At 55.1% G+C, this 21,079-nt stretch carries 17 protein-coding genes and 4 tRNA genes; 2 read left to right on the forward strand and 19 right to left on the reverse strand.

Annotated features, from left to right (window positions below):
* Positions 1-30: 30 nt before the first annotated feature.
* The 12 genes from HFD94_RS20050 to tam all read right to left on the reverse strand — a co-directional run bounded on the left by HFD94_RS20050 (position 31) and on the right by tam (position 9,044).
* The gene (locus HFD94_RS20050) at positions 31-459 is read right to left on the reverse strand and encodes a YqaA family protein (protein WP_010248498.1); all 429 of its coding nucleotides are present in this window, start codon (positions 457-459) and stop codon (positions 31-33) included.
* Entirely contained in the window at positions 456-1,022 is a 567-nt protein-coding gene (yqaB, locus tag HFD94_RS20055; protein ID WP_031594176.1) for a fructose-1-phosphate/6-phosphogluconate phosphatase, read from the reverse strand. The genes HFD94_RS20050 and yqaB overlap by 4 nt, the downstream gene beginning before the upstream one ends.
* 596 nt (positions 1,023-1,618) lie before the next feature.
* Positions 1,619-1,695, reverse strand: a tRNA-Arg gene (locus HFD94_RS20060).
* Between the two features lie 222 nt (positions 1,696-1,917).
* A tRNA-Arg gene (locus tag HFD94_RS20065) sits at positions 1,918-1,994 on the reverse strand.
* 209 nt (positions 1,995-2,203) lie between these two features.
* Positions 2,204-2,280, reverse strand: a tRNA-Arg gene (locus HFD94_RS20070).
* 8 nt (positions 2,281-2,288) lie between these two features.
* A tRNA-Ser gene (locus HFD94_RS20075) sits at positions 2,289-2,381 on the reverse strand.
* A 283-nt stretch (positions 2,382-2,664) separates the two neighbouring features.
* Positions 2,665-2,850, reverse strand: coding sequence for a carbon storage regulator CsrA (gene csrA / locus HFD94_RS20080; RefSeq protein WP_008927091.1), 186 nt, complete (start codon positions 2,848-2,850; stop codon positions 2,665-2,667).
* A 250-nt stretch (positions 2,851-3,100) separates the two neighbouring features.
* Entirely contained in the window at positions 3,101-5,728 is a 2,628-nt protein-coding gene (gene alaS, locus HFD94_RS20085; RefSeq protein ID WP_167433492.1) for an alanine--tRNA ligase, read from the reverse strand.
* A gap of 134 nt (positions 5,729-5,862) precedes the next feature.
* Positions 5,863-6,381, reverse strand: a complete 519-nt coding sequence (locus HFD94_RS20090) for a regulatory protein RecX (RefSeq protein ID WP_010248508.1) — start codon at positions 6,379-6,381, stop codon at positions 5,863-5,865.
* A gap of 123 nt (positions 6,382-6,504) precedes the next feature.
* On the reverse strand, positions 6,505-7,572 hold the full coding sequence (gene recA / locus HFD94_RS20095) for a recombinase RecA (RefSeq protein ID WP_010248510.1): 1,068 nt from the start codon (positions 7,570-7,572) through the stop codon (positions 6,505-6,507).
* Between the two features lie 95 nt (positions 7,573-7,667).
* Positions 7,668-8,162: a nicotinamide-nucleotide amidase gene (pncC, locus tag HFD94_RS20100; RefSeq protein ID WP_033772479.1), complete on the reverse strand. Its 495-nt coding sequence runs from the start codon at positions 8,160-8,162 to the stop codon at positions 7,668-7,670.
* A gap of 105 nt (positions 8,163-8,267) precedes the next feature.
* Entirely contained in the window at positions 8,268-9,044 is a 777-nt protein-coding gene (gene tam / locus HFD94_RS20105; RefSeq protein WP_122889679.1) for a trans-aconitate 2-methyltransferase, read from the reverse strand.
* A gap of 166 nt (positions 9,045-9,210) precedes the next feature.
* Here tam and HFD94_RS20110 point away from each other — a divergent pair, with 166 nt between their 5' ends.
* A complete protein-coding gene (locus HFD94_RS20110; RefSeq protein ID WP_122889671.1) occupies positions 9,211-10,098 on the forward strand; it encodes a dihydrodipicolinate synthase family protein in 888 nt (295 codons plus the stop codon).
* A gap of 34 nt (positions 10,099-10,132) precedes the next feature.
* On the opposite strand, the gene HFD94_RS20115 is transcribed toward HFD94_RS20110, so the two are convergent.
* From HFD94_RS20115 to HFD94_RS20145, 7 genes are all read right to left on the reverse strand, one after another.
* Positions 10,133-10,468, reverse strand: a complete 336-nt coding sequence (locus HFD94_RS20115; protein ID WP_010248517.1) for a zinc ribbon domain-containing protein YjdM — start codon at positions 10,466-10,468, stop codon at positions 10,133-10,135.
* Between the two features lie 80 nt (positions 10,469-10,548).
* A complete protein-coding gene (gene mltB / locus HFD94_RS20120; protein WP_010248519.1) occupies positions 10,549-11,631 on the reverse strand; it encodes a lytic murein transglycosylase B in 1,083 nt (360 codons plus the stop codon).
* Positions 11,632-11,780: 149 nt separating this feature from the next.
* The gene (gene narI, locus HFD94_RS20125; RefSeq protein WP_010248521.1) at positions 11,781-12,458 is read right to left on the reverse strand and encodes a respiratory nitrate reductase subunit gamma; all 678 of its coding nucleotides are present in this window, start codon (positions 12,456-12,458) and stop codon (positions 11,781-11,783) included.
* Positions 12,455-13,183 (reverse strand): nitrate reductase molybdenum cofactor assembly chaperone, encoded by a 729-nt coding sequence (gene narJ / locus HFD94_RS20130; protein ID WP_167433493.1) that lies wholly within the window; start codon positions 13,181-13,183, stop codon positions 12,455-12,457. The genes narI and narJ overlap by 4 nt, the downstream gene beginning before the upstream one ends.
* The gene (gene narH / locus HFD94_RS20135) at positions 13,180-14,724 is read right to left on the reverse strand and encodes a nitrate reductase subunit beta (protein ID WP_010248525.1); all 1,545 of its coding nucleotides are present in this window, start codon (positions 14,722-14,724) and stop codon (positions 13,180-13,182) included. Before narH ends, narJ begins: the two co-directional genes overlap by 4 nt.
* On the reverse strand, positions 14,721-18,482 hold the full coding sequence (locus HFD94_RS20140; RefSeq protein WP_010248527.1) for a nitrate reductase subunit alpha: 3,762 nt from the start codon (positions 18,480-18,482) through the stop codon (positions 14,721-14,723). Before HFD94_RS20140 ends, narH begins: the two co-directional genes overlap by 4 nt.
* A 101-nt stretch (positions 18,483-18,583) precedes the next feature.
* Positions 18,584-19,975, reverse strand: coding sequence for a NarK family nitrate/nitrite MFS transporter (locus tag HFD94_RS20145; protein WP_033786725.1), 1,392 nt, complete (start codon positions 19,973-19,975; stop codon positions 18,584-18,586).
* Positions 19,976-20,291: 316 nt separating this feature from the next.
* Between HFD94_RS20145 and narL the strand changes: the two genes are divergently transcribed.
* Positions 20,292-20,939 carry a two-component system response regulator NarL gene (narL, locus tag HFD94_RS20150; protein ID WP_010672127.1) on the forward strand — a complete coding sequence of 216 codons (648 nt, stop codon included), beginning with the start codon at positions 20,292-20,294 and terminating at the stop codon, positions 20,937-20,939.
* The last annotated feature ends 140 nt before the right edge of the window (positions 20,940-21,079 follow it).

Here is a 21,079-nt window from a genome sequence, read left to right on the forward strand (position 1 = left end):
ATGTTAACCGTAGCCTCGAATCTGTGCGAATCAATGCCACCATTGCATACCCTGTAATGTGGCAGTCGCGATAACGATATAACGCAGTGTTTTGCCGACAGCGAGAAACAGCATCGCGGGTAGCCAGGCGAAACGTAACCAGCCTGCCAGAACGCAGAGCAGATCACCTATCACTGGCAGCCAGCTGAATAACAGTGCTGCAGGTCCCAGTCGGTGCAACCACGTCATTGCTGTGTCATGCCATCGCCCCTGACGTTTTAACGGCAGCAAGCGACCAATAAGAATGTTGGTTAAGCCGCCCAAGGTGTTTCCCAGTGATGCGGCCAAAAGCAACCCGTAAACTGATGTCTTTTTTGCTATCAATAGTGCTATCAGCAGTGCTTCAGAACTTCCCGGCAGGAGCGTTGCACTTAAAAAGCTGCTGCCGAACATCGAGGCATAGGTAAGAACGTCACTCACAGTAAGCGGACATCCACCACAGCCATACCTGCCGCCTTCGCTGCCTGAATACCAAAGTCCGCATCCTCAAACACCACACAACGTGCCGGCGTCACACCCATCAGCTCAGCGCAGCGTAAGAAGGTTTCAGGCTCAGGTTTATGACGCTGTACGTCGTCAGCACCGACGACGGCCGAAAAGAGCTCACGTACGCCCAGCTGCGTCAGTAACGCCTCTGCCATGCTGTGTTCGCTTCCGGTACCGACCGCCATCGGACGACGCCCGTGATACGCTTTCACCACCTCCATTAAAGGCAGTGGCTTCACGTTTTCCAGCAGCATCGCTTTCACGGCAGCGGTTTTTTCTGCGGCAAGAAGATGAGGGTCGAGTGACGACTGATTGGATTCAATGATGAACTGCGACAGCCGCCAGGTTGGTGCGCCATTGAAGTCGATAATACGTGCTTCATCCAGCGTTAATCCATAACGCGTCAGTACCTGACGCCACGCTTTTCGATGTGTCGGCTCAGTATCAAGAATCGTGCCGTCCATATCGAAAATCAGGGCGTCATATTGATCGTACATTGTCACTCCGGACATTCATCAAATGAGACATTACTTTAGCCTAATGTGGACAGGTTGTCGCCAGGGGGGATGAACAGCAAATGCTTTGAAAGCATTAACAATTTTTGTTTTCAGATAAAGGTGATCGTGCACGACCAGCGATAAACGTACGAAATTCCAGCGTTTTTTTAACATTCTTCTGGCAGACAAGCGGCGGCGGACGGGCATGGGCAGCAAAACAGAAGGCGTTGATGCGGGAAACAGGCGTTTCGGATCGCTTAAGTCAGGATGATGAATCAATGGGGCAGATTAAACAGGAAAAGAGTGCGTGTGAAGCCAGAGGGAAACTGCAGAGGTTTTTCAGGATACTCACTCAGCGTTTGCTGTACGGGCGGTTACGGAAGTAATGCTATCGTGTTTAGTGAGGTCTTAGCGATCATCGCGCCATGATACTTTGAGGGATTTTGAGGCTAAAGAAGAAGATGGTGCATCCAGGAGGATGACTCAGCTTGCGCTTCGCCCTGCGGGCCGTTGCTGATGCAACGTTATCCCCCTTCGTGCGGCCGGAACGCTTATTGCGTCATGTCACACTGAGGAACTGCCAACATTCGAGAAGATGGTGCATCCAGGAGGATTCGAACCTCCGACCGCTCGGTTCGTAGCCGAGTACTCTATCCAGCTGAGCTATGGATGCATTGGGGTCTATCTTTTGGGGTCTATCTTTTGAGGTACAACTTTTTATGGACTTACAGAAACCAACCTGAGGATGTTACAAAGAATGGTGCATCCAGGAGGATTACTCAGCTTGCGCTTCGCCCTATGGGCCGTTGCTGATGCAACGTTATCCTCCTTAGTGCGGCCTGAACGATAATCACGTCATGACACACTGAGGCACTGTCCATATTCGGGAAGAATATGGTGCATCCAGGAGGATTCGAACCTCCGACCGCTCGGTTCGTAGCCGAGTACTCTATCCAGCTGAGCTATGGATGCATAAATCAAATTCTTGTACAACGCAGGGTGCTAACTACTCACCATGAAAGGAATTGCTAATTCGCTTTGTTTCGATGGTGCATCCAGGAGGATTACTCAGCTTGCGCTTCGCCCTGCGGGCCGTTGCTGATGCAACGTTATCCTCCTTAGTGCGGCCTGTACGCTAATGCGTCATGTCACACCGAGGCACTTCTCCATATTCGAAAATATGGTGCATCCAGGAGGATTCGAACCTCCGACCGCTCGGTTCGTAGCCGAGTACTCTATCCAGCTGAGCTATGGATGCATCGAAAATGGCGGTGAGGGAGGGATTCGAACCCTCGATACAGCTTTTGACCGTATACTCCCTTAGCAGGGGAGCGCCTTCAGCCTCTCGGCCACCTCACCTTACGCTTTCTTTCGAACTGTGCGTCTGAACGTTGTTTCTGCTCATCGGCACTGCGTGGCGCACATATTACTTTCCCGGACTTTTAAGTCAAACAATTTTTCCGAAACTTTGTTTGATTGAGCAAATCACACACAATTGGGACAAAATGGCGACAAAAAGAGTGAATTATCAACAATGAAAGATGATGGCGTTAACAAAACAGAGGAGGAACAGGTAGAAAGAAAAGGCAGGATTTTTACAGAAAGCGGTAGCGCCTCGCACAGGTGCGAGACGCTGAATCCGTTAAACGCTGGTTTGTTGCGTTTTTTCAGCCTGGATGCGTTGATAGATCTCTTCGCGATGCACAGACACTTCTTTCGGCGCGTTAACACCGATACGAACCTGGTTACCCTTAACACCCAGCACCGTTACAGTTACCTCATCACCGATCATGAGGGTTTCACCAACTCGACGAGTTAGAATAAGCATTCTTTGCTCCTTGAAAGATTAAAAGAGTCGGGCTTGTACAGGCTCCCGGCATTATCCATCATTTAACGCTGCACAATGTGTATGAGAAATACACCAATGCACATCGATGCGCCAATACATTCTGCTGATAGTTAGTTTAGCCGAAATACACTACATCAACCTGACTTTGTCATTTGCTGCTTTAGCATCGTATTAAAAAGCGCCGGAACAACCGTTCTGACGCTTTTTACGATGCCTTGTTTTAATTCACTTACAGACGGCTGCTGACCCAGTCCTCAACCCCTGCTAATGCGCCTTTCAGAGCACCCGCATCGTTACCACCAGCTTGTGCCATATCAGGACGGCCACCGCCCTTCCCGCCAACCTGCTGAGCCAGACCGGCAATCAACTCACCCGCTTTAACACGGTCAGTCAGATCTTTGGTCACACCCGCAATCAGCGACACCTTACCTTCAGTAACCGTTGCCAGCACAATAATCGCCGAACCCAGCTGATTCTTAAGATCATCAACCATGGTACGCAACATTTTAGGTTCAACATTGTTGAGCTCACTGACCAGCAGTTTCACTCCCTTAATGTCGATAGCATTGCTGCTCAGTGAAGCGCTCTCCTGCGCGGCTTGCTGATCGCGCAGTTGCTGCAACTCTTTCTCCAGAGCCCGTACATGATCGACCAGACCACGCACTTTCTCATTCAGGTTGCTGCTGTTCGCTTTTACCAGCTGCGCAAGATCCTGCAGCTGGCTGCTCTGCGCATTGACCTGCGCCAGCGCGCCTTCACCCGTAATCGCTTCGATACGACGAATACCGGCTGCGGTACCTGACTCCGCCTGAATACGGAACAGCCCGATGTCACCCGTGCGCGCAGCATGGGTACCACCACACAGCTCAACAGAGAAATCACCCATGGTCAGAACACGCACGCGCTGATCATATTTCTCGCCAAACAGTGCCATTGCCCCTTTAGACTTCGCCGCATCCAGATCCATCACTTCGGTTTCAACCGGCAGGTTGCGACGAATTTGCGCATTGACGATATCTTCGACCTGACGAATCTCCTGAGGTTTCATCGCTTCGAAATGCGAGAAATCGAAACGCAGGTACTTGTCGTTAACCAGCGAGCCTTTCTGCGCCACATGCTCACCTAAAACCTGACGCAAGGCGGCATGCAGTAAGTGAGTAGCAGAGTGGTTAAGACGGATGCGCGCACGGCGTGCTGCATCAACCTGCGCCTCAAGGCGATCACCGATACGCAACTGCCCTGCGGTCAGCTTACCGACATGACCGATTGCCTGACCATATTTTTGTGTATCCTGGACGCTAAATTCAGCATTCTTCCCTTTCAGCAGACCGGTATCGCCTACCTGGCCACCCGATTCGCCATAGAATGGCGTTTCATCCAGCACGACCACGGCATCCTGACCCGCGGTCACTTCATCAACCGCCTCGCCTGCAACATAGAGCGCTTTCACCGTGGCAGCTAAATCGAGCTGGTCGTAGCCTTTGAAGGATGAGGCGGCATCAATACGAATAACGTTGCTGTAGTCAGCGCCGAAGCCACTCGCTTCACGTGCGCGCTGACGCTGCTGCTCCATCGCCCGCTCAAAGCCGGCTTCGTCGATCTTCAGATTGCGTTCGCGGCAGACGTCAGCCGTTAAATCAGCCGGGAAACCAAAGGTATCGTAGAGACGGAAGACGATTTCACCATCCAGCCTGTCGCCCTGCAGTTTTTCCAGCTCTTCGTCCAGCAGCGCCAGTCCGCGCTCCAGGGTTCTGGCAAACTGATCTTCTTCGCTTTTCAGCACCTGCTCAACCTGAGCCTGCTGGCGCTGTAACTCTTCACCTGCGGCACCCATGACCTCAATCAGTGGCGCAACCAGTTTATAGAAGAAGGCCTCTTTGGCGCCCAGCATGTTGCCATGACGCACGGCACGACGAATGATACGACGCAGCACGTAGCCACGGTTCTCATTAGACGGGATGACGCCATCGGCAATCAGGAATGCACAGGAGCGAATGTGGTCGGCAATGACACGCAGCGATTTGTTACTGAGGTCAGTGGCACCGGTAACCTGTGCCACGGCCTGAATCAGTTTCTGGAACAGGTCGATTTCATAGTTGGAGTTGACGTGTTGCAGAACGGCAGAAATACGCTCAAGGCCCATTCCGGTATCAACCGACGGTTTTGGCAGCGGCAGCATGGTGCCATCAGCCTGACGGTTGAACTGCATAAAGACGATGTTCCAGATCTCAATGTAACGGTCACCATCTTCTTCCGGGCTGCCCGGCGGGCCACCCCAGATGTGATCGCCATGATCGTAGAAAATCTCGCTGCACGGACCACAAGGACCGGTATCGCCCATCTGCCAGAAGTTATCTGACGCATACGCACTGCCCTTGTTGTCGCCGATGCGAATAATGCGTTCACGTGGCACACCGATTTCATTCGCCCAGATATCAAAGGCTTCATCGTCGGTTTCATAGATCGTCACCCACAGACGCTCTTTTGGCAGGCTGAACCACTGCTCGCTCGTCAGCAGTTCCCAGGCAAAACCAATCGCCTCTCTCTTGAAATAGTCACCAAAGCTGAAGTTACCCAGCATTTCAAAGAAGGTGTGGTGACGTGCGGTGTAACCGACGTTTTCAAGATCGTTGTGTTTGCCGCCTGCGCGTACGCAGCGCTGTGACGTGGTCGCACGTGTGTAGTCACGTTTGTCCTGACCGAGGAACACATCTTTAAACTGGTTCATCCCGGCGTTAGTAAACAACAACGTTGGATCGTTATTCGGTACGAGGGAGCTGCTGGTTACAACCTCATGTCCCTTGCTATGAAAAAAGTCGAGAAACGCTTGACGGATCTCAGCAGTGCTCTTGCTCATATATATCCTGGAATCACGCTAACGAACGTTCCCTCTGATCGGCGCGACCACATTCTGTGTGGTGCCTGATTAGCGGAACAAAAAGTGGGAATAAGATAAATTTTCTTCAGTGGGAAGTAAAATTACATCGGCTTTTAGTCATCAAAATTTCTGAAAATGGACTGGATATCTTCGCTCATAAAACCCTTTGACTGCAGATAGCGTAGTACTTTCGCTTTCTCTTTCCACTCTGTGGGCAGCGGGTGTCCGAATTTTCGTTCAGCCAGTTGAGCCGCACACGCCGCCCAGTCTACCTCTGTCTCTTCCATTGCAAGATCAATGGCTTCACGGTCGATGCCTTTCTGGCCCAGTTCAAGGCGCACGCGCTGCGATCCAAAGCCCTTACGGCTCCGGCTCTGAATAAATCGTTCGGTGAAACGCTCGTCGTTTAACCAGCCGCTTTCCTGACACCAGTTAAGAACCTGTTCCAGCAACGCTTCGGTAACAATTTCGGGCTCTTTTTTCTGCGCCCACGCAGCACGCTGCGCTGATTGTTGCAGTTTACGCGCTAACTCTGCACGGCTGTGGTCGCGCTGACCCAGAATACGCATCGCACGGTCAAGCAAACGAGAGTAAGAGACGACATTAGGTTGGGGCTGAGAGGGTTCAGTCATACTGCGCACCTTGTACAAACAGAGGGAGATTATGGCGACAGAACAGGACAGAGGGAAGGCAAGAAAGGCAATAGAGGGGGATAAAAACTACGGGAGAGGCTTTCGCCCCTCCCGCATCAGAGATTAGAAGTCTTCGTTCGCTTCAGCCGCGTCTTCTTTCTCAGCAGCCTTGTCGGCTGCTGCGAGTTTTTCATCCGCGCCGTTGAGCAACATCTCACGTAACTTCAGATCAATCTCGTTTGCCACAGCAGCATTCTCTTTCAGGAAGTTGCCTGCATTCGATTTACCCTGACCAATCTTGTCGCCATTGTAGCTGTACCATGCACCCGCTTTTTCAATCAGCTTGTGCTTCACGCCCAGGTCGACCAGCTCACCAAAGGTATTGATACCTTCGCCGTACATGATCTGGAATTCAGCCTGTTTGAATGGCGCGGCGATTTTGTTTTTCACCACTTTAACGCGGGTCTCACTGCCGACCACGTTATCGCCCTCTTTGATTGCACCGATACGGCGGATATCAAGACGGACAGAGGCGTAGAACTTCAGCGCGTTACCACCAGTGGTGGTTTCCGGGTTACCAAACATCACACCAATTTTCATACGGATCTGGTTGATGAAAATCAGCAGGGTATTGGACTGCTTCAGGTTACCGGCCAGTTTACGCATCGCCTGGCTCATCATACGTGCCGCGAGGCCCATGTGTGAGTCACCGATTTCACCTTCGATTTCCGCTTTAGGCGTCAGCGCCGCGACGGAGTCGACGATGATCACGTCAACGGCACCAGAGCGCGCCAGCGCATCACAGATTTCCAGCGCCTGCTCACCAGTGTCTGGCTGAGAGCAGAGCAGGTTATCAATGTCTACGCCGAGTTTCTTGGCGTAAACCGGATCAAGCGCATGTTCTGCATCGATAAAGGCACAGGTTTTACCTTTACGCTGTGCAGATGCGATAACCTGCAAAGTCAGCGTGGTTTTACCTGAAGACTCAGGTCCGTAGATCTCAACGATACGGCCCATTGGCAGACCGCCTGCGCCTAATGCGATATCCAGCGACAGCGAGCCGGTAGAGATAGTTTCCACATCCATTGAGCGGTCTTCACCCAAGCGCATGATGGAGCCTTTACCAAATTGCTTCTCAATCTGGCCAAGCGCGGCAGCTAAAGCCTTCTGTTTGTTTTCATCAATCGCCATTTCAACTCCTAATCAAGCCGGGTAAACACGCACTCAGGGTGCCTGTACTCTTTCTGTTGCCGACAATTATACTGTATAGTCATACAGTATCAAGTTTAATTTGTCAGAAATTCGCCATACAGTTTCTGCAGGGCCCATGCCACCGACTGGCGGCGTACGGCATCACGATCGCCGCTAAAATGCTGCTGAAAAGTCAATACCTTATCCTGCGGCCCGGCAAAGCCAAACCATACCGTACCCACCGGTTTTTCTTCACTGCCGCCATCCGGACCGGCAATACCGCTGACGGAGATCGCGTAGTCAGCATGGGCCGCCCTGCGGGCACCCAGCGCCATCTCCCGCACCACCACATCACTTACCGCACCATACTGCAACAGCGAAGCAGCCTGAACACTGACCATCTGCTGTTTGGCCTGGTTACTGTAGGTCACAAAACCCCGCTCGAACCAGGCGGAGCTGCCGCTGATATCGGTAAAGACTTTGGCAATCCATCCCCCCGTGCAGGATTCCGCACAGGTTACGGTGGCATTGCGCTGCTTCAGCTTCTCACCTATCTGCGCACTAAGCGCCTGCAATTGCTGATCATCCATTGCGATTCTCCCTTTGGCTGTGGGTTGAAGGTGGTGCAGAAAAACTGCTTTTTCAAGGTCACTCACCATTATTACGCTGTTTTTGCGGTCAGCTTTCCACTGCACTTACCGGTTTTTCACCGCAACCATAAAAAGACGCGGGAAGGCGAGCAACACCTGACAATCAGCCTGAGCCGGATAAGCCGCGAGCAGACGCTGATGATAATCGGTCAGAAACGCCGTCTGTTCGGTCTCATCCAGCGTTGCCAGGAAAGGCCGTAAACCGGTCGCCTGCAGCCAGCTGATAATCGCCTGCGCATCGGCCATCACGTGATAATAGGTGGTACGCCAGATATCCACCTCACAGCCTGCCTGCGTCAGCAGATCGTAATACTCGCCCGTGGAAAGCAGCTGTGTTCGTTCAGCGGCATCGGCATTGATGCGTGAACGCCAGCGATCCGTTGCCGCCACCTCGCGCATCAGCCGGTGCGACGGCTCATTCAGGTTATCAGGCATCTGGATCGCTAACACGCCACCGGGCGCCAGCTGGCTGACCAGATGGGGAAACAGCGTTGCGTGATTATCCAGCCATTGCAGAGAGGCGTTGGCGTAGATCACCTGCTGCGGCACATCGGCCTGCCAGTTGCGGATGTCCGCCTGGATAAAACGACAGTGCGGCAGGCGTTCAGCAGCCTGAGTTAACATCGTGGCGGAACTGTCCAGCCCGGTAATCTGCGCCAGTGGCCAGGCATCGGCGAGCAGCTCGGTGCTGTTACCGGGCCCGCATCCCAGATCGGTCACCTGCTCAACCTGTTCCAGGCTGAGGCGCGCCAGAAGTTCGCGGGCTGGACGGGTTCGTTCTGCTTCAAACTTACGGTACAGCACAGGATCCCACTCTTTCATCATGACCTCTCGCTCAGTTATCAGATGCATCCGCTTACTGAGACGGATGAAAGAGGAAAAAGTGCGACCCGTTGCTCATTTTTGAATCATGCGCTGGCAGAGACCGGCCGGAGTTATTAAGTTAAAACACTGTTTCATTTTTTAACATCCGATTCAGGAGTCATTTATGAGTGAAAAATCGCCCTTTGCTGGTGTCTGGTGCCCTTCAGTCACCCCGTTCAATGCGCAGGGTGCGGTCGATATTGATGCGCTCGGGCGACATTTCTCCCGCCTCAATGACTCCGGTATCGATACCTTACTGGTGATGGGCAGCATTGGCGAGTTCGCCTCACTGACGCAGCAGGAACGCTTACAACTGATTCAGGAAGCCAGACCCTTGTCATCGCTGAAGATGGTCGCGAACGTCTCGGCAACCAGCATTCCTGACATGCTGGAGCTGGCTGAAGCCGCCTGGAAAAATGACTTTGACGCGGTGATGGTGCTGCCGCCCTACTATTATGGCCAGACGCAAAACCAGCTGATGCACTACTTCGAAGCACTGGACGCGCAGCTGGGTGGTAAATGGTTTGCCTACAATTTTCCGGCCCGCACCGGCTGCGATCTGACGCCCGCGCTGATTGCCGCCCTGGCGGCAAAGCTGCCCAACTTCGCCGGCATTAAAGATACGGTGGATTGCCTGTCGCATAACCGGATGATGATTGAAGAGACCCGCAAGGTGCGTAGCGATTTCGCCGTACTGTCGGGGTATGACGAGTACCTGCTACCGAACCTGCTGGCGGGCGGTGCCGGTGTCATTTCAGGACTGAATAATATTGTGCCGGAGTACTTTGCGCAGATGATGACGGCATGGCGAAGTGGCAATCTGCCGGAGCTGACGCACCTGCAGCAGCAGATCGGCCGTCTGATGGCGATTTACAGTATCGGAGATGATTTCGTAACGACAATTAAAACGGCCGTGGCACGGCGCTATGACTCGATGAACAGCGGCTCACGAAACTACGGTGGCACGCTGAATGCGGAACAGTGTGCCGCAATTGATAAGCTGTTCAGCTAAGCAGGAAAGCGGGCGCATCCCTGCGCCCCCGATCTCAGTTCTTTTTCACAAACTCAGATTTTAATTTCATCGGGCCAAAACCGTCGATTTTACAATCGATGTTGTGGTCCCCTTCAACCAGACGAATACTTTTCACTTTGGTGCCGATCTTCAGCGATGAAGAACTGCCCTTCACCTTGAGATCTTTGATCACCGTGACGCTGTCGCCATCTGCCAGCAGATTGCCGTTGGCATCACGCACTTCCAGTGTTGCGTTGCTGCTGTCACCTTCTCCCTCGGTCCAGATGTGACCGCAGGAGGGGCAGTTAAGGTTATCGCCATCTTGCCAGGTGTAATCGGCGTGACAAGCCGGGCAGGCAGGTAAAGACATAGTGACTCCAGAAATATCAGTGGCTGTGTGGCCTGAAAAAGGGCGTCATCATATAACCTTACAGTTAACAAGGATAGCCTTTATAACAGGCCGCCCTGGCGTGCCTTGCTCACCGCCTCACCCAGCTGCCACACCGCCATCGCATAATGGGTACTGTGGTTGTAGCGGGTAATGACATAGAAATTGGGTAAGCCGTACCAGTACTGGTAGCTGGTGCCCAAATCCAGGCGTAGCAGACTGACCTGATCGTTACCGTTCAGCGAGCCCTGTGGGGACAATCCTGACGCCGCCAGCATGCTCACGCTGTAACGGGTTTTGAAGCCATCTTCCAGCATCGGTGCCTGACCGCTGGCCGGTACCGCCACGTTTTCGCCGCTACGCCAGCCATGCTTCTGAAAATAGTGCGCCACGCTGCCGATAGCATCCACCGGATCCCACAGGTTTGCATGACCGTCGCCGTTGAAATCAACCGCATAATCATTGTAAGAGGAGGGCATAAACTGACCATAACCCATCGCCCCGGCAAAGGAGCCTTTCAGCGCCAGCGGGTCATCCTGCTCTTTGCGCGACATCAACAGAAAGGTTTCCAGCTCGCTGCTGAAGTACTCTGCGCGGCGCGGATAGTTAAAGGATAAGGTCGCAAGCGCATCCAGAATCCGCGTTTTCCCCATCACGCGACCCCAGCGGGTTTCCACGCCAATGATGCCCACAATAATTTCTGGCGGCACGCCATAAACCTGCTGTGCGCGTTGCAGGGCATCCTGATACTGATTCCAGAACGCCACCCCATTTTGCACGTTATCGGGCGTAATGAACTTGTTGCGATAGCGGATCCAGGCGCCATTAGGTCCTGGCGCTGGCGTATAGCTTGGTGCCTGACGATCCATCAGTCGCAGCACATAATCCAGTCGTTTGGCCTGACCGATGATGTTGTGCAGTTGCTGACGGTCAAAGTCATGCTTCTCTACCATCTTATCGATAAATTGCTCTGCTGCCGGGTTACCGGCAAAGTCGCCAAACATCGCCTGTCCGCTGTGCGACGGCTGCAGTAAAAAACCGCCCTGTGGCGCAGCCAGCATCTTCTGCTGGGACGGGACTTCAGGTTTGCTGCTGCAGGAGGCCAGAAGCGGGATGAACGCAAGGAAGGCTAACTTGAGGCGCATCGGTTATCCATAAACGAGGGGTAATTTCAGATGCGGTAATAGTAGACGTTCAGCGCAATGACATACAGGGCAAAATCTTAAAAAAACGTCAAGGCAGCCGTGGGCTAAAATGGCTGCGGGGCTCTCTCTGCCCCGCAACCATCATGCGCTTAGCGGCGGTTTCTCACCAGCTGATAACGACGGGTCAGATACTCAACCGGCGCGCTCCAGATATGCACCAGCCGGCAGAACGGGAACAGCAGGAACAGCGTCATTCCCAGCACCATATGCACGCGGTAGATAAACGCCACGCCGTCGAGATGCTGCGAAGCGCCACCGTGGAATGTCACCACCGCCTGCGCCCAGCCCACCAGCTTCATCATTTCACTGCCGTCCATATGCTGGGCGGAGAAGGGAATGGTCAGCAGGCCCAGCGTCGCCTGAGCCACCAGCAGGGTCATGATCAGAATATCACCGACGCTACTGGTCGCCCGCACCCGTGGATTGGTCAGACGGCGCTTCAGCAGCAGTCCACCGCCCAGCAGTGTCATCGCCCCGAACAGGCCACCGGCAATCATCGCCAGTTTCTGCTTCACGTCGATCGGCAGGAAGGATTCATACATCCAGTGCGGCGTCAGCATCCCGACGATATGACCGAAGAAAATACCGATGATGCCGATGTGAAACAGGTTGGAGGCGAGACGCATCCCTTTTTTGTCCAGCATCTGACTGGAACCGGCACGCCAGCTGTACTGCCCGTAGTCATAGCGCAGCCAGCTTCCCACCAGGAAGACCGTTCCGGCGAGATAGGGGTAAATATCGAAGAAGAAAGTGTTAATAAAATTCATGCTGATTCTCCTGTGGTACGCGCCGTCGCCGCGGCAATGTCCAGATACTGCGGCGCGACCGCATCGGCGAAGCGACGCTGATGCATCGCCTGCTGCGCCGAGGCGCAGCCCTGTTCGCCGAGAAATTTAATCTGCTCCTCTTCCCAGACAGCATCCAGTGCTGCCGGCGTATCGTCGCGCGCTTCCTGCGCCACCTGTGGCTTGAGGGCCGCAGGATCAACTGCGCTACCGGACAGCGTCAGTAACACTGTGAAGAGATCGGCGTAGGGGCTCTGACGCTCTTCAAGCCGCGCCGCCAGCAAGGCCAGGATAGGCACGATGTCGTCCAGTCCCTGACGCGCGGCCTCATCGCTTTTACAGGCGAGATACTCCAGGTAGAGCGGCAGGAAATCGGGCAGCTCTTTGCTGTTCAGCTCCAGACCATCGGCACGATACTGTTCCAGCAGATCAACCATCGCCTGACCGCGATCGCGTGACTCACCGTGCACGTGTTCAAACAGCAGCAGCGAGGTGGCGCGGCCACGATCAAACAGTTCGCAGTAGTCAGCCTGCACGTCGAGCAGTGGCCGGGCACAGAGCTGATTGATAAAACGCACCAGCCGTGCACTCTGCTGCAGGTTGAGTTCAGTGGCGTCATCCAGCGCCGCGATCAGGTCGGAAGAGTGGGTAAACAGCGCCTCGTCCGGGTAGTCCAGCAGCCGCGAAAGAATCCGTAACGTCATCATGAGGCATCCTCCGGACGAATGGTTTTCTTACTGACGTCGATGGCATCAATACGGCGGCTGTTGAACAGGTTGAATTTGCTGTCGCTGCCGTGACAGCCATCGCCAAAGCTAAAGCCGCAGCCTTTGCTTTCCGGGAAGGCTTCACGCGCCAGTTCGCGATGGCTGGAAGGCACCACAAAGCGATCTTCATAGTTCGCGATCGCCAGATAGCGGTACATCTCCTGCGCCTGCGCTTCGGTCAGGCCGACCTGCTCCAGCGCCCGGATATCATGCTCACCGTCCACGCTTTCTGCGCGTTTGTAATGACGCATTGCCAGCATCCGCTTCAGTGCCAGCAGCACCGGTGCGGTGTCGCCTGCGGTCAGCAGGTTCGCCAGATACTCAACCGGAATGCGCAGGCTCTCCACATCCGGCAGCACGCCGGTGTGCGCCAGCGCCCCGCCATCCACCGCCGACTGAATCGGTGACAGTGGTGGCACATACCAGACCATCGGCAGCGTGCGGTATTCAGGGTGAAGTGGCAGCGCCAGCTTCCACTCCATCGCCATTTTATAGACCGGTGAACGCTGTGCTGCGTCGATCACGCTCTGCGCAACGCCATCTTTCAGCGCCTGCGCAATCACCGCCGGATCGTTGGGATCAAGGAAGATATCCAGCTGGCTCTGATAGAGATCTTTCTCGTTTTCCGCTGCGGCCGCCTGTTCAATGCGGTCAGCGTCATAGAGCAACACGCCGAGATAGCGGATACGGCCGACACAGGTTTCTGAACAGACGGTGGGCTGGCCCGCTTCAATGCGCGGATAACAGAATATGCATTTTTCTGATTTGCCGCTTTTCCAGTTGAAGTAGATCTTCTTGTACGGACAGCCGGTGAGGCACATCCGCCAGCCGCGACATTTATCCTGGTCGATCAGTACGATGCCATCTTCGCCGCGTTTGTAGATCGCGCCGCTTGGGCAGGTCGCCACACACGCCGGGTTGAGGCAGTGCTCACACAGGCGCGGCAGGTACATCATGAAGGTATGCTCAAACTGACCGTAAATCTCCTTCTGGATGTTATCGAAGTTCTTATCCTGCGAACGTTTGGCAAACTCGCCGCCGAGGATCTCTTCCCAGTTCGGGCCGTTTTCGATCTTTTTCATCCGCTGACCGGTGATCAGCGAGCGCGGACGCGCAATCGGCTGATGCTTACCGGCAGGCGCATTGTGCAGATGCTGATAATCAAAATCGAACGGTTCGTAGTAATCATCCAGCGCGGGCACATCCGGGTTGGCGAAGATCTTCGACAGCAGGCCGATGCGACTCCCCATGCGCGGCTCCAGCTTACCGTTGATCTTACGGATCCAGCCGCCCTTCCACTTCTGCTGATCTTCCCAGGCGTGCGGATAGCCGACACCGGGTTTGCTTTCAACGTTGTTAAACCAGGCGTACTCCATGCCCTCGCGGCTGGTCCAGACGTTTTTACAGGTCACCGAGCAGGTGTGGCAGCCGATACATTTGTCGAGGTTCAGCACCATGCCGACCTGTGAACGAATTTTCATGGTTTTACCTCCTGCTGGCTGCCCTGGCAGGCATCGTTGCCTTCCCCATCTAACCAGTTAACGTTGTTCATTTTTCTCACTACCACGAACTCATCGCGGTTAGAGCCGACGGTGCCGTAGTAGTTAAAGCCCCAGGAGAGCTGCGCATAACCGCCGATCATATGGGTTGGTTTCGGGCAGGTCCGCGTCACCGAGTTATGGATCCCGCCGCGCTGGCTGGTGATCTCCGAGCCAGGGATATTCACGATACGTTCCTGCGCGTGGTACATCATGGTCATACCGGCCGGGATGCGCTGGCTCACTACTGCACGTGCGGTCAGCGCACCGTTGGCATTGAACGCCTCGATCCAGTCGTTATCCACGATACCCAGCTCACGAGCGTCATCTTCACTCATCCAGACAATCGGTCCGCCGCGCGACAGTGTCAGCATCAGCAGGTTGTCGCTGTAGGTGGAGTGAATGCCCCACTTCTGGTGTGGCGTCAGGAAGTTCAGCGCCTTCTCCGGGTTACCGTTGGGTTTGCTGTTCAGCAACGGCTTCGCCGCGCGGGTATCGATTGGCGGACGATAGACCATCAGGCTCTCGCCAAAGGCGCGCATCCACTCATGATCCTGATAGAGCTGCTGACGGCCGCTCAGGGTTCGCCACGGGATCAGCTCATGAACGTTGGTGTAGCAGGCGTTGTAAGAGACATGTTCATCTTCCAGCCCTGACCAGGTCGGACTAGAGATAATTTTGCGCGGCTGCGCCTGGATATCGCGGAAGCGAATCTTTTCATCTTCTTTATTGAGCGCCAGGTGGGTGTGGTCACGACCGGTAATCACGCCCAGTGCCTGCCAGGCTTTCACCGCCACCTGACCATTGGTTTCCGGTGCCAGCGCCAGGATCACTTCTGCCGCATCGATCGCCGTGTCGATATTCGGCCGCCCCGCTGCCGGGCCATCCGCTTTGACGTAGTTCAGTTGCTTGAGGAAATCGACCTCTTTGCTGGTGTTCCAGCTGATACCTTTGCCGCCGTTACCCAGGGTCTCCAGCAACGGTCCCAGCGAGGTAAAGCGCTCCCAGGTCGCCGGATAGTCGCGCTCCACCACCATAATGTGTGGCGCGGTTTTACCCGGAATCAGATCGCATTCGCCTTTTTTCCAGTCTTTCGCCTCAAAAGGCTGCGCCAGTTCCGCGGGTGAGTCATGCAACACCGGCAGAGTAACGACGTCCGTTTCAACGCCTAAATGACCCGGGCAGAGATCGGAGAAGGCTTTGGCGATGCCTTTGTAGATCTCCCAGTCACTTTTTGAGTCCCAGGCAGGATCGACGGCCGCCGAAAGCGGATGAATAAACGGATGCATATCCGAGGTATTCATATCGTCTTTTTCATACCAGGTCGCCGTTGGCAGCACGACATCGGAGTAGAGACAGGTGCTCGACATGCGGAAGTCGAGTGTGACCACCAGATCCAGTTTGCCTTCGGCACCCTGATCCAGCCACTCCACCTCTTCCGGCTTCACGCGGCCCTGCTGGCCTAAATCTTTGCCCTGAATGCCGTTTTCCGTGCCCAGCAGATACTTCAGCATGTACTCATGCCCTTTACCGGATGAGCCGAGCAGATTGGAGCGCCAGACAAACAGGTTACGCGGGAAGTTCTGCGGATCGTCCGGCTGTTCAGCGGCAAACCGCATGGTGCCCTGCTTCAGGCTTTCCACGGTGTAATCCAGCGGCGACTGACCGGCGGCTTTCGCCTGCGCCGCGATGTGCAGCGGGTTGACGTTAAGCTGCGGCGCTGAAGGCAGCCAGCCCATACGTTCGGAACGGACGTTAAGGTCGATCAGGCTGCCGCTGTAACGACTTTTATCCGCCAGCGGGGAGAGCAATTCGCTGGTGGCCAGGGTTTCATAGCGCCACTGACTGGAGTGGTTGTAGAAGAAGGAGGTGCTGTTCATCTGGCGTGGCGGACGCTGCCAGTCCAGGCCAAAGGCCAGCGGGGTCCAGCCGGTCTGCGGACGGAGTTTCTCCTGGCCGACATAGTGCGCCCAGCCACCGCCGCTCTGACCGACGCAGCCGCAGAAAATCAGCATGTTCATCAGGCCACGATAGTTCATGTCCATGTGATACCAGTGGTTCATACCGGCACCGACGATGATCATCGAACGACCGCGGGTTTTCTCGGCGTTTTCGGCAAATTCACGGGCAATGCGAATGATGTTCTGACGGGAGACACCCGTAATCTGCTCCGCCCAGGCCGGGCTGTACGCTTTGATGTCGTCGTAGGTTTGCGCGCAGTTGGCATCATCCAGACCGCGATCCAGACCATAATTCGCCAGCGTCAGATCGTAGACGCTGGTGACCAGTGCTTCACTGCCATCCGCCAGTTGCAGGCGTTTCACCGGCAGCTTATGCAGCAGGATTTCGTCCAGCGCAACGCTGTTGAAATGCTCGCTGGTAATGCCACCGAAGTAAGGGAAACCGACCTCGACCACCTCATCATGGCTGCCGAGCAGGCTGAGCTGCAGTTCAACTTCCTGATGTGACGCCCCATCACGCTGCTCGAGGTTCCATTTGCCTTTTTCGCCCCAGCGGAAGCCGATAGATCCCTGCGGCGCGGTCAGCTCCCCGGTCGCCTCGTTGATCGCGACGGTTTTCCACTCCGGGTTATTCTCCTGACCGAGCCCATCCACCAGATCGCTGGCGCGCAGCTGACGGCCGGCGGCGTAAAAACCGCCCTCACGGGGTTCCAGCAGCACCAGCATCGGCATATCGGTGTAACGGCGCACGTAGTCGCGGAAATAGCCAACTTCGCGATCAAGATGAAACTCTTTCAGCATCACGTGGCCCATCGCCAGCGCCATCGCGCTGTCGGTGCCCTGCTTCGGACTCAGCCACTGGTCACACAGCTTCGCGACCTCAGCATAGTCCGGCGTGATCGCCACGGTTTTCGTCCCTTTATAGCGGACTTCCGTAAAGAAGTGCGCATCCGGGGTACGGGTCTGCGGCACGTTAGAGCCCCAGGCAATAATGTAGGAGGAGTTGTACCAGTCAGCCGATTCCGGCACGTCGGTCTGCTCGCCCCAGGTCATCGGTGAGGCCGGCGGCAGATCGCAGTACCAGTCGTAGAAGCTCAGACAGGTTCCGCCAATCAGTGACAGGTAACGTGCGCCCGCAGCGTAAGAGACCATCGACATCGCCGGAATCGGTGAGAATCCCATAATGCGGTCAGGGCCGTAGGTCTTCGCGGTGCAGATGTTCGCGGCGGCGATCATCTCGTTGACTTCCTGCCAGCTGGAGCGGACAAAGCCGCCGCGTCCACGCGCCTGTTTGTAGCTTCTGGCCTTTTCAGGATTACTGATGATGGATGCCCAGGCGTCCACCGGGTCGCTGTGCTGCGCTTTCGCGTCGCGCCAGAGCTGAATCAGCTTCTTGCGCATTAACGGATATTTCAGGCGGTTAGCGCTGTAGAGATACCACGAGTAGCTGGCACCGCGTGGGCAGCCACGCGGCTCATGGTTTGGCAGATCGGGACGGGTACGCGGATAGTCGGTCTGCTGGGTCTCCCAGGTGACCAGTCCATTTTTGACGTAGATTTTCCAGCTGCATGAGCCGGTACAGTTAACGCCGTGCGTGGAGCGCACGATTTTATCGTGCTGCCAGCGACTGCGATAGCCATCTTCCCAGTCGCGGTTGCTGTTTAACGTCTGGCCATGCTGGCCTGAAAAGGGTTCGGCCAGCTGTTTGAAATAGCGAAACCGATCAAGAAACTTGCTCATCCGGAATACTCCTGAAGGCTTAATGTGACATTGCTGACTCTGCATCTGTCCCGACACAGAAAGTGAAATTGTGCCGGTGCGCCACACCGGCTTTGTCGTTATCAGGCGCGTGCTTTTCGGCCGTAAACCAGCCAGGTCACCGCGATGCAGCAGAGATAAAAGACCAGGAAGATTTTCATCGCGCCGGCGGGTGAACCGGTCATCGCGAGCGACAGGCCAAAAGTCTGCGGAATAAAGAAACCGCCCAGCGCGCCAATCGCGGAGATAAAGCCGAGCGCAGCAGAGGTTTCTGTTGCCGCTTCACGCTGTGCCAGCGCATCGTCGCCGCCCTCAGCTTTGATACGTTCCAGCGTCAGCTTACGGAAGATCACCGCAATCATCTGGTAGGTGGAGCCGCTGCCCAGCCCGGACGTCAGGAACAGGCCCATAAACACGGCGAAGAAGGCCACGAACGAGCCATCATGTCCGGCACCCGGCAGGGTCAGGAACAGCAGCGCAGCAAACAGCGCCATCAGCACATAGTTAATCAGCGTGACGCGGGTACCGCCGAAGCGGTCAGAAATGATGCCGCCTGCTGAACGGGCCAGCGCGCCAATAAAGGGGCCGAAAAAGGCGTAATGCATGATCACGACATCAGGAAATTGCGTCTTCGTCAGCATGGCAAAACCGGCAGAGAAACCGATAAACGAGCCAAAGGTCGCCAGATAGAGCAGCGCCATAACCCACAGGTGGGGACGTTTCAGCACCGGCAACTGCTCACGCAGCGAGGATTTCGCCGCCGCCAGGTCGTTCATGCCGAACCAGGCCGCCAGCGTGCCGATCGCCAGGAACGGCACCCAGATCCAGGCGGCATTTTCCAGCCAGATGCTGTCGCCGGTGACGGTGGTCTGACCCACATCGGCAAAACCAAAAATGGCACAGGAGATCGCCAGCGGGGCGACAAACTGCATTACGCTGACGCCAAGGTTACCGAGGCCGCCGTTGATGCCCAGCGCGCCGCCCTGACGGGCTTTGGGAAAGAAGAAGCTGATATTGCCCATGCTCGACGCGAAGTTAGCGCCACCAAAACCGCACAGCAGGGAAATCACCATAAAAGTGGTGAATGAGGTCTGGCTGTCCTGTACGGCAAAGCCGAGCCACAGGCAGGGAATGATCAGGATGCCGGTGCTGAAGGCGGTCCAGCGACGTCCTCCAAAGATGGGAATAACAAAAGAGTAAGGCACACGCAGCAACGCGCCAGAAACCGACGGCAGTGCGGTCAGTAAAAAGAGCTGCTCAGTGCTGAAGGTAAAGCCAACTTTATTCAGGTTAACCGCAACGGTGCTGAACAGCATCCAGACGCAGAAGCCCAGCAGCAGACAGAAGACAGAAATCCACAGGTTACGGCTGGCGATACGTTTACCACGCGCCTGCCAGAACGCGTCGTTTTCCGGTTGCCAGTCCTGAATTAACGCGCCGCGCGTCGGGGTTTGCAAAGAGGTGGATTGGGTCATAAATCTCTCATCAGCAGAATAATAATTGTGCGTATCCTGCGCATCCGCCGTGGTGTCGGGCTTGATACAAATCAACGGCAATGCAGGTTACAGAGGTGCAGCGCCCTCTCTTCACCCCGGTTAAGTAGTTGACTGAATTCAGATAACCCTTATAAATCATAGGGTTTAAACACGGCCGCCCATGCCTTCTGTAAAAGGGTGTCCGACTGGAAATAAAGGAGTAGTCCATTGGGGGTATATAGCGACCCCGCTTCACCGGTAAGATAGGCTCTCCGCCCGCTCAGGGCTGGCGTATGTGACAGGAACAGGAGTCATTGTGACGGCAGAGAAATTTACGCTTTTATTGATCGACGACCATCCCATGCTGCGCAATGGCCTGAAGCAGCTGATTGCGCTGGATGAAAGACTGCAGGTGGTTGCCGAAGCGGGTAATGGCATTGATGGCCTGGCGCTGGCACAGCAGCATGATCCCGACCTGATCCTGCTTGATCTTAATATGCCAGGTCTGAACGGACTGGATACCCTGACCCAGCTGCGTGAGATAGCCCTTTCTGGCCGGGTGGTGGTGTTCAGCGTTTCAGATAATGAAGAGGATGTGGTCAGCGCGCTGAAGCGCGGCGCTGATGGTTATCTGCTGAAAGATATGGAACCAGAAGCCTTACTGAAAGCGCTGCATCAGGCTGCTGCCGGTCAGATCGTGCTGAGCGAGGCGTTAACCCCGATTCTGGTCGCCCGGTTGCGTGAAGCGCAGCCTGCTCAGACGCGCGATATCAATCAGCTGACCCGGCGCGAACGCGATATTCTGCAACTGATCAGCGACGGGATGACCAATAAAGCGATTGCCCGCAAGCTGGTCATCAGTGAAAGCACGGTCAAGGTTCACGTTAAATATCTGCTGAAAAAGATGAACCTTAAATCCCGACTTGAAGCCGCCGTCTGGGCGCTGCAGAACGGGCTGCACTGACACTTTCCCCTTCCCGATGCGGCGCATTGCCCTCCTGCCGGCCGTAAACTACCGCAGAAATCGCGAGCCGCCTCGCAGCCCCGCCTCAGCATCATGAGAACAGGCACTTTTTTGTCGCCAGCCGCCGCCACATTTGCCAG

Source organism: Pantoea sp. EKM20T (assembly GCF_011800485.1).
GTDB classification, from domain to species: domain Bacteria; phylum Pseudomonadota; class Gammaproteobacteria; order Enterobacterales; family Enterobacteriaceae; genus Pantoea; species Pantoea agglomerans.